Below are 8,831 nucleotides of genomic sequence, written 5' to 3'. Positions count from 1 at the left end.
GGCAGCTCACACGGGCTTGGCCGCAACTGGCGCGCAATTTTCCGGCTGTGGCGACCCTACTCCGCCACAGCCCTCCCATCTCGGCTAAGCGCCTAGAGCTTTGCCAAGTCCGCCACACGCTGGGTCAGGCGCGGCAAAAAAGTGTGCTGTAAACCAAACAGGGTGGCGTAAGGGGGCGCAATGCGTGCAGGCCGCTTCCGAATAGCCTTTTCAATCCAGGACGCCGCCTGCTCTGGGCTGAGTCCCGGCAGGCGTGCGTAGACTTTGGTGGGCGCAATCATGGGCGTTTTCACAATGGGGAAATGCACCGTTGTGACCGCGACACCAGCATGTCTTAACTCCGACCCTACGGAATGCGAAAAAGCATCCAGAGCTGACTTGCTTGCCGCGTAGGCGGCAAAACGCGGGGCCGGCATGAGCGTACCCCAGGTCGAAATATTGACCAGATGGCCAGATTTGCGCTCTAGCATGCCTGGCAAAAGGCCCAGGCTCAGCCGCACCGCCGCAAAGTAGTTCAGCTGCATACAGCGTTCGAAGTCGTGCATGCGCTGCAATGACTCGCGAATTCCACGGCGGATGGAGCGGCCCGCGTTGTTGACTAAAACGTCGCAGACCGCGCCTCGATCCTTCCACTGCTGTAGCCAGTCATCTACGGCCGTAGCGTCACTGAGATCCAATACGCTGTACTCCGCCTGCCCGCCACGCATGCGAATGGCCTCAACAACCGCCTGCAACTCCTCCTCGCGACGGGCAATAAGATGCAAGTTGGCACCCGCATCGGCCAGCCGCATGGCAGTCGCGCGCCCGATGCCGCTGGATGCGCCAGTAATCACAATATGTCGATTTTTGATTCGCTCAGTCACTCTTCATTCGTCCATGCTTCGCCTGACGCTACACCATCATCACGACCACAAAACTCACCGCAAGCTGGGCTGATGCCAAGACCTGAAACGGTTTTAACACCGCTTCGGGATCGCGTTCCGCGCGCCGCAAAACGGTATGCAGCCGCAGGCTGTGCCTGGCCAGGGCATGGCCCATGCACACAAAAACCATGCAGGCCAGCAGCATGTGCACCCGTAGGTCACGCCAGGCTATGGCCAGCACGGAAACGGCCGACACGCAGGCCCCCAATAACAAGACCCGAGGGACCAGCTCACGAAATAGCGCGGCCGCCAACATGCCACGGGCGTGCTGCAACATTGGCAGAAGCACTACCGTCAGCACCAATTGCACACCGAATGCAGCGGCGACGCTTAGCCGGACCAGTAGCTCCTCGGGTGGCAGCACGCTTAGCGCCCCTGGAAATTCGCCGCACGACGCTCCAAAAACGACGCCACACCTTCCTGCACATCCTCACTGTCCATCAAAGGCGCCAGCCTAGCGACCAAGCGCTGCGCTTCCTCTTGAGCCGCGCCGTCTAAGCTGGCCCGCGAGGATTCCAAACTCGCCTGCACGCCTAGCGGCGCCTGCGCGGCGACTTTCTCGGCCATGGCCAACCCTGCGGCAAAGACCTGATCATCGGCGACCACCTCTTGCACCATACCCAGGCGTAGAGCCTCCTCGGCGCCGAACTCATCTCCGGTGAGCAAATAGCGCTGGGCATTGGCATAACCAAACTCCTGCACCATGCGGATACTGGCTCCACCCACCGCGTAGATACCGCGTTTGACCTCAATTTGGCCAAAACGAACCGACTCCCCACAAATGCGGATATCCGCCGCCAGCGCCAGCTCAATACCAATGGTGTAGCAGATGCCATGGATAGCAAACACGATGGGCTTACGCACCCGTTTGCCGGGGCGCAGTGCAACCGGGTCGCATTCATCGGAGGCCACATCTGGCCACGCGCCGGACGCAAAGACCTCCGTCCACTGTGGTAAGTCCAGCCCCGCCGTGAAATGTTTGCCGTGGGCGTATACCAAGCCGCAACGCAGCTCAGCGTCGCGGTCCAATATGGCATAGGCCTGGGCCAGCTCACGCCACAGTTGGCGGTCGAAAGCGTTGTACTTCTGTGGGCGATTAAGCCCCATCAGCAGCACATGCCCGCGCTGTTCTACGTCTAAGACATCGAATTTCATGTGTCTCCCCTCAAGCCAACCAGATTTAGCCGCCGGCTAGTAAGCCTTGCTCCTGCAAGTAGTCCAACACCTGCTGAGCCATCACGCCAGGGTCTCCCTCGGCTGTTCTCAGTACTAACTCTGGCGCCTCCGGAGCCTCGTAGGGGGAGTCGATGCCGGTGAAGTTGGGAATCTGACCCGCGCGCGCCTTGCGGTAGAGACCCTTGGGATCGCGCGACTCGCAGATGGCCAAATCGGTGTCCACAAAAATTTCCACAAATTGGCCGTCTGGCACTAAGGCGCGGACCATATCTCGATCAGCACGGAAGGGCGAGATGAATGCCGTGAGCACAATGAGCCCGGCATCCACAAAGAGTTTCGACACCTCGCCAATGCGGCGAATATTCTCCACCCGTTCGGCGTCAGTAAAACCTAGGTCTTTGCAGAGGCCATGGCGGACGTTGTCGCCATCAAGAAGGTAGCTAAACGCTCCACGCTTGAGAAGTTCAACTTCAACAGCATTGGCAATCGTCGATTTACCGCTGCCACTCAGGCCTGTAAACCAGAGGATTGCGGGTTTCTGGCCGCGTTGCGCGACGCGCTCTGCATGGCTGACCTGGTGATCATGCCAAACGATGTTCTCTGCACTCATTAGCCCTGTCCTCCGTCCTTGAGAACGCTTAGCAAGCGCTCGGCTGGCAGATATCCCGGTTGCATGCTGCCGTCCGGCAAGATCACCGCCGGTGTGCCTCGAACGCCTACAGCCTGACCCGCTTCGTATTGCGCCATCACAGGGTTTTCGCAATTATCCCCGGACACCTCTCCACCCATTTTGGCGGTGGTCATGGCCTCGTTTTGATCATCGGCACACCACACCGCTTCGGCCTTTTGGAAGCTTGGGGTATTTGGGCCGCTACGCGGGTAGAAAGCATAGCGAACGGTAATTCCACGTTTGTTGTACTCCGCCATTTCCCGATGCAGCTTGCGGCAGTAACCACAATCAATATCCGTAAAAACGGTGATCACATACTTTTCATTCTCGGCCGGGAAGCTAATGAAGGAGCCGCCCCCTACGCGTTCCAATTCCCGCAGGCGCAGCGTTTTGCGCTCTTGCTCGGTAATGGAAACGCCACTTTGTACGTCGACGAGATCGCCACTGAACACATAGCGGGCGTCAGACGTCACGTAGAAGAAGGCCATTCCACGGGCCACTTCGTAAATCCCCTCCACCGGACTGGGCCGAATATCGTCGATATTGAGGCTCGCCATGGCCGGCTTGAGGCTGGAAAAAATATGCTTGATGGCCTGTTGGTCATCCGCTGCTGCATGCGCACTAAATGCAATCATCAGTGCCGCAGTCAGGTGCTTAATCATGGTGACAATCGTCCTACTTGTGTGTGTCATGTTGGCCCCTTGGACCCAGCGCTTTGCCTTTTGTGCCATTCACGGGCATTTCAGACATTCAGCCCGTACCTCTTAGGCACGCGGATGGTGCTGAGCGTGCAGTTGAGCCAGCCTGGCTTTGGCGACATGGGTGTAGATTTGCGTGGTCGACAAATCTTGGTGCCCAAGCAGCATCTGCACAGCCCTTAAGTCTGCGCCATTTTCTAATAGATGGGTGGCAAATGCATGCCGCAAACCATGCGGAGACAGCTCTGACGAAACACCTGCCTGCACGGCTAGATTCTTGATAATGCGCCAAAAGTTCTGCCGAGTCATGGCGCCGTTGCGGCCCGGAAAGAGTACATCTGCGCGGCGCGCAAGACGAAGCTGCGGCCAAGCTTCGCGCAGATAGCGCTGGACCCAATACAGGGCCTCGCCACCCAGCGGCACTAGGCGCTCTTTATCCCCCTTACCACGAATGAGCAAGTAGCCCCCATCTAAGTGCAACTGATGAGCCGCCAAACCGACTAACTCACTCACCCTCAGGCCACAGCCGTACATCAGCTCCAGCATGGTGCGATCGCGCAGCCCCTTAGCATTCTCCAGCGGTGGCGCTGCCAATAGCCGGTCCACATCTTCAGCCGTCAATACCCTCGGCAGTGGGCGGTTTGTCTTGGGGCGCTGCAGCGCCGCCGCCACATTAGGACTGACTTGGCCCGTTTGCGCGGCCCAGCGAAAAAAGGCGCGCCAGCTCGCAATCCGTCGCGCCTGAGTACCTGCGGCCAGGCCAGATTCGGCCAACCACTGCTGCATTTGTGCGCTATTGAGCTCCCGCCAATCGAGCTGTGCCCGCGCAGCCAGCTTGAGTAAGGCCCGAATATCGCTGCGGTAGGCCTCGACACTACGCTCTGACAGCCCCTGATCCAGCAGTAATGCTGCACAAAACGCGTCGAGTGCTTGATCTGGATCCATGCGGTCGAATGGCCTTGTTTGGGAAGATGATGAGTCAATCGCTGTGCTCGCAATCTCAACCACCAATGGCGCACAGGCAACAGACATCACCCTCAAGCCTAAGACCGTGATTCCGCGCCTGCATTACCGTCTCTTCGGGAGCTGCAGCCATAGCGACCCAGCAGGCTAGAATGCCCTTATGCGAGAGATATTGACATTGACTGGCATTTGTCTGGCCACCTTCTCGGTCCTGACCTGGGCCCAGAGCCCAGATGCGACCGTAGCTGCGCGCATTCAAGCGCTGTATGACCAGCCCGATCCATCGCAACGAGCATGGTTGGAGCAATGGCTAGACTATCCACAACGCTCGGACGCCAGCTTTGCGGAAAGCCGCGCCGGCCACGCACCTAGCCGTCTGTCTATGGCGGCAATGGCAAACGCGGCCCTCATGCAGCTTGATATCGCTGCCAAAGTGCAAGAACTACAGGCTGGTTGGAAAGAGCTGCCTCAAGCCGGCCAAGCTTCAGAGGTAGAGATCCAGGCATGGTCACGCTGGCTTCATAGCTGCGACCCGCTACCACCAGAGGTTCTTGCCGCTGGACCTGAGCATGCCTGGCCCGAGCCCTTGCTCGCCTATTTGGCACAGCGCATAGATGCCCCGGACTGGCGACATACCTGGTTAGAGCGGGCGCAATCCGCGAGCAGCCTGCGCCACATACAACGCGAGCTGCCCAACCTCAGTCACACCGAGTTGCAGGCATTGAGCCACAACCCCGCGCTGTCGAATCAGGCTTGGAAGGCCTGGGGTCGACGTGCTGCCGTAGGAGACCCTCGTGCACAAAAGATCCTGGCTGCAGCTTGGAGTACTCAAACAGACCTACCCGCAGTCGCTGCAGGATTGGCACTTTGGCCAGCCGCGCTGCAGCAAGCCCATCGCTGGAAAAGCACCAAGGCCCTGGGCAGCGCGGAGCGCAAGCTGGCCGCGTTGGTCCTGATTCATGCGGGTAGCAATGTGGTGGACGACTAATGCTCAAACGCGTCCTGACTATCGCCCTCCTCCTGAGTCCCTGCGCCCAAGCTCGTGTGTTGACCTACGTGGAGACGAATCCCGAGGCCGACTCTGACCGTGTCGCCTTAGGTTACCCAGTGCCCCAAGTCGCGGATCAAAGCCAGCCCCTGGCTGGATTTCGCAGTCTTGCCGGCATCTATCTCAGACATCGAGAATTGGCCGTGGAGAGCCAAGGCCCACGTTTGGAGGAGTGGGGCCGCAGCCTAGAAGATCGGCCTATCGAGGCCTTGTGCTTTGGGCCCGATGAAGCCACGCAGGTGCTCTATACCGGGGGCATCCATGCACGGGAATGGGCCTCGCCCGAAGCCGTTTTAGGACTAGCCGAATGGCTAACCCTGGAGAGGCAGCAGCCCCTGGTTAGCTGGGCCGCACAAAGCATACCGCTGTGCCTACTCACGGTGATGAACCCTGATGGTTTAGCCCATACACAGCAGATTGCGGCTCAGACCCGCATTTGCGAAGCACCGGAGCAGCCTGGTGTTGGCGCAAACTGCGCGGCGAGTACCTCCGTCCCCCGCGATGGCCGCATGCGGCGAAAAAACCTGCGTGACGCCGACAACAACCTGGACACCACTGCTAACACCCTGCTGGGCGTGGACCTGAATCGCAACGTAGGGCGGTTTTGGGCCAGCAGCAGCGATTTAGGCCGATCCAGCAACTCCCCCGATCGGCTGGTCTACCACGGCGAAGACCGCGGTAGCGAGCCTGAAACTGCCTTGTTGGAGGACTGGGTCAGCCAAGCATCACCGGATCAACTCCGCCTTTATGTCGATGTCCATAGCTTTGGACGCCTCTACTTCTGGAACTGCTTTGGTCTCCCGCGCCTGGACAGCACCGCCAACGACTGGGTGGAGCGTTTTCGCTTGGCGGCGCGCACTCCCTACCGCAATGTGCCCACCGGCAACCCTAATACCGGCGAGGGCTGCGGCGACTTCGGCATTGGCGCTACCGATGAGCTGTTTGGTTTCGAGCTCAAGGTGCCGGCTTACACTCTGGAGTTAGAGCCCGCACAGAGCTCGGCAGAGTATGGTGGACGCGGGGTGACCCGGGATGGATTTATCCTGCCCGAGCGCATCGTTCCCGCCATGCGTGTAGATGCCCGGCAGATGCTACTGCTGGCCGCTAACCTCAGCCAGGGCCGGCCCTGGCTACGCAGGGTCACAGCGCGCAGCACCTCAGGCGCCATTGTTTATCAAGCCCAGTGGCGAGAGGTTGCTCAAGAGCGTCAGTTGGATGTGCAGTCCGCGCAAGATTTGGAACCCGGTCAAACGCTACACATTGATTTGCAATTTGATCGCCCTATGCGCTGGATCAATGCCGAGAACAACGTTGACCACTACCCCGGCTTGGCTCAAGCCATTCCCCCGCGCCTGCAATGGCAATCATCGGTGCAGCAATGGGACATCGATACCCAAAACGGTGAATGGCTACGCAGCTCTACTCAGCAGCCGCTCACAACCTTCAGCCTGAGCACAACGGTGCCTGCGAATTGGAGCCCCGCTGAGGGGCTACAACTACTGACCCGTAGCTTGGACAATGCATTACAACCCCTGGATGCCAATCCGGCCACACCTGCGCGCTGGCGGGATGGCGCTTTTGATCAGAAGGAAGATGGCGCTGATCAACAACACTGCTTTACCGCAGTGAGCGCCCAAAGCTGTCTACACAGCGGCTCCGGCGCAAACGATGATTCCGGCGGCGGTTCTGGCGGCGGCAGCCTGTGGCTAGGCTTACTCGCCCTGCTCGGCCACCGAGGGCGCAGATCATGACCCAATCGGCTGTGGCCCCAACCCCTATTGGCCCCCAGGCTCATTATTCCCAAGCCCTGAAGGACGGCCTCCTGCAGCCAGACGCCGCGCAGGAGCGCGCTGTACAAAGCCTGCAACGCGTCTACAGCGCATTGACGAGCGCTCCGACGCGTAAGTGGTTTGGCCGACGCAAAAGCCAAAACATCAAGGGTCTCTATATGTATGGCGGCGTGGGACGTGGCAAGACCATGCTCATGGATATGCTGGCGGCCGACCTGCCCCCTGGAGTCGCACACCGGGCCCACTTCCACCATTTCATGGCCCAGGTACACACGGCCATCAAACAATACGCGGACCAGCCAGACCCCCTACTGCCTATTGCCAAAGATTTATCCAAACGCTGCCGGGTCCTCTGCTTTGACGAGTTTTTCGTGTCCGACGTTGCCGACGCCATGATATTGGGGCGGCTGATACAACAACTCTTCGCCGAGGGATTGGTGTTGGTAGCGACCTCCAACCAGGCGCCCCAGCAGCTTTACACCAATGGCTTGCAACGCAGCCGGTTCCTGCCGGCCATTGAGGCCCTGGAGAGTCAATGCGAGGTTCTCAATGTGGACGGAGGTACCGATTACCGGCTGCGCGAGCTCACCCGCGCTCACACCTATCACCACCCCTTAGGGCCACGCACCGACACGGTGTTGAAGGAGTGTTACGAACATCTGACGGGTGAGGCCGCGCAAACCGCACTGCCCGTGGATGTGCTGGGGCGGGATATTGCGGTTGAAGCCCGCGCCCATGATGTGGCTTGGTTTCGCTTCAGCGAACTTTGTGAAGGCCCGCGAGCCGCCGCCGATTACATAGAGCTGGCGCGGGAATTCGGCACGATCCTGCTCCAGGATGTCCCGCAAATGGACTACCAACACGAAAATGAAGCACGCCGGTTTTTGCACCTCGTGGATGAGTTTTACGACCGGCGCGTCAAGCTCATCTTGTCCGCTGCAGTTCCCATGAATCAGCTCTATACCGGGCAACGGCTGGCCTTTGAGTTTGCACGCGCCTTGAGTCGGTTGGAAGAAATGCAAACCGAAGACTATTTGGCTCAGCCCCACCGCCCTGTTTAGCCAACCCTGCATCCCGTGGCAGACCCTGCCCTACAGCGCACACCCGCGTGCTTGGGGCTTGCATGTTGCAAGCGGCACATGCGTGGCTGATGAGGGTTATGACCGCGTCCAGCGACCTCAGTCGGAACCCAGTCCATTGCCGCACATGCCACGAATCCTCTTCAATCCGGCCCAGGTTTGTTCATGACTGATCGCCCTCTTTCTCCCGCCGTACAAAAACTCATCGCCAAATACCGCGAGGCGCTACCAGCGAGGCTGCAGGAACTCCGCGAACAAGGCTTGGCCTTGAACGACGCCGAGGCCTTGCATGCTTATGAACGCGAAGTCCATAAGCTGGCCGGCTCTTCGGGAAGTTATGGCTTTCGCGACCTCAGCGAGGCCCTGCGGGATTTGGACCGACTTCTGCGCGATTGCCACGCCGAAGGGCAAGCTCTAGACCCCAGCCTGCACAGTCAACTGTGGACGCGCATCGATCAGGCACTTGCCGCATTGTCATCCCACA

The 8,831-nt window shown here is 59.3% G+C and carries 10 protein-coding genes; 4 read left to right on the top strand and 6 right to left on the bottom strand.

The genetic code is table 11. The features are described from left to right. Positions 1 to 92: 92 nt before the first annotated feature. The 6 genes from KI787_15565 to xerD all read right to left on the bottom strand — a co-directional run bounded on the left by KI787_15565 (position 93) and on the right by xerD (position 4,412). The gene (locus KI787_15565; protein ID MBV6631373.1) at positions 93 to 863 is read right to left on the bottom strand and encodes an SDR family NAD(P)-dependent oxidoreductase; all 771 of its coding nucleotides are present in this window, start codon (positions 861 to 863) and stop codon (positions 93 to 95) included. A 28-nt stretch (positions 864 to 891) separates the two neighbouring features. Then, on the bottom strand, positions 892 to 1,287 hold the full coding sequence (locus KI787_15560) for a hypothetical protein (protein ID MBV6631372.1): 396 nt from the start codon (positions 1,285 to 1,287) through the stop codon (positions 892 to 894). A 2-nt stretch (positions 1,288 to 1,289) separates the two neighbouring features. Further along, positions 1,290 to 2,078 (bottom strand): crotonase/enoyl-CoA hydratase family protein, encoded by a 789-nt coding sequence (locus KI787_15555; protein ID MBV6631371.1) that lies wholly within the window; start codon positions 2,076 to 2,078, stop codon positions 1,290 to 1,292. Positions 2,079 to 2,103: 25 nt separating this feature from the next. After that, positions 2,104 to 2,709, bottom strand: coding sequence for an adenylyl-sulfate kinase (gene cysC / locus KI787_15550; GenBank protein ID MBV6631370.1), 606 nt, complete (start codon positions 2,707 to 2,709; stop codon positions 2,104 to 2,106). Further along, positions 2,709 to 3,431 (bottom strand): DsbC family protein, encoded by a 723-nt coding sequence (locus tag KI787_15545; protein ID MBV6631369.1) that lies wholly within the window; start codon positions 3,429 to 3,431, stop codon positions 2,709 to 2,711. Before KI787_15545 ends, cysC begins: the two co-directional genes overlap by 1 nt. Positions 3,432 to 3,533: 102 nt before the next feature. Continuing rightward, the gene (xerD, locus tag KI787_15540) at positions 3,534 to 4,412 is read right to left on the bottom strand and encodes a site-specific tyrosine recombinase XerD (GenBank protein MBV6631368.1); all 879 of its coding nucleotides are present in this window, start codon (positions 4,410 to 4,412) and stop codon (positions 3,534 to 3,536) included. A gap of 178 nt (positions 4,413 to 4,590) precedes the next feature. Here xerD and KI787_15535 point away from each other — a divergent pair, with 178 nt between their 5' ends. From KI787_15535 to KI787_15520, 4 genes are all read left to right on the top strand, one after another. After that, positions 4,591 to 5,418 carry a hypothetical protein gene (locus KI787_15535; protein MBV6631367.1) on the top strand — a complete coding sequence of 276 codons (828 nt, stop codon included), beginning with the start codon at positions 4,591 to 4,593 and terminating at the stop codon, positions 5,416 to 5,418. Next, complete coding sequence (locus KI787_15530) at positions 5,418 to 7,229, top strand: hypothetical protein (protein ID MBV6631366.1); 1,812 nt, start codon at positions 5,418 to 5,420, stop codon at positions 7,227 to 7,229. The genes KI787_15535 and KI787_15530 overlap by 1 nt, the downstream gene beginning before the upstream one ends. Continuing rightward, positions 7,226 to 8,329, top strand: coding sequence for an AFG1 family ATPase (locus tag KI787_15525; GenBank protein ID MBV6631365.1), 1,104 nt, complete (start codon positions 7,226 to 7,228; stop codon positions 8,327 to 8,329). The genes KI787_15530 and KI787_15525 overlap by 4 nt, the downstream gene beginning before the upstream one ends. Before the next feature lie 183 nt (positions 8,330 to 8,512). Beyond that, positions 8,513 to 8,831, top strand: a 319-nt coding sequence (locus tag KI787_15520; protein ID MBV6631364.1) for an Hpt domain-containing protein, incomplete at its 3' end; no start/stop codon positions are given.

The sequence above is a fragment of the Oceanococcus sp. HetDA_MAG_MS8 genome, assembly GCA_019192445.1.
Lineage (GTDB): Bacteria > Pseudomonadota > Gammaproteobacteria > Nevskiales > Oceanococcaceae > MS8.
The sequence above is the reverse complement of the archived record's forward strand: the minus strand, read 5'-3'. Positions and strand labels throughout refer to the sequence as shown.

What these genes read in the sequence shown, in the direction of transcription:
- KI787_15545 (MBV6631369.1), bottom strand. Translation starts at nt 3,431, where the DNA reads ATGATTAAGCACCTGACTGCGGCACTGATGATTGCATTTAGTGCGCAT.
- KI787_15555 (MBV6631371.1), bottom strand. Translation starts at nt 2,078, where the DNA reads ATGAAATTCGATGTCTTAGACGTAGAACAGCGCGGGCATGTGCTGCTG.
- KI787_15535 (MBV6631367.1), top strand. Translation starts at nt 4,591, where the DNA reads ATGCGAGAGATATTGACATTGACTGGCATTTGTCTGGCCACCTTCTCG.
- KI787_15530 (MBV6631366.1), top strand. Translation starts at nt 5,418, where the DNA reads ATGCTCAAACGCGTCCTGACTATCGCCCTCCTCCTGAGTCCCTGCGCC.
- cysC (MBV6631370.1), bottom strand. Translation starts at nt 2,709, where the DNA reads ATGAGTGCAGAGAACATCGTTTGGCATGATCACCAGGTCAGCCATGCA.
- xerD (MBV6631368.1), bottom strand. Translation starts at nt 4,412, where the DNA reads ATGGATCCAGATCAAGCACTCGACGCGTTTTGTGCAGCATTACTGCTG.
- KI787_15525 (MBV6631365.1), top strand. Translation starts at nt 7,226, where the DNA reads ATGACCCAATCGGCTGTGGCCCCAACCCCTATTGGCCCCCAGGCTCAT.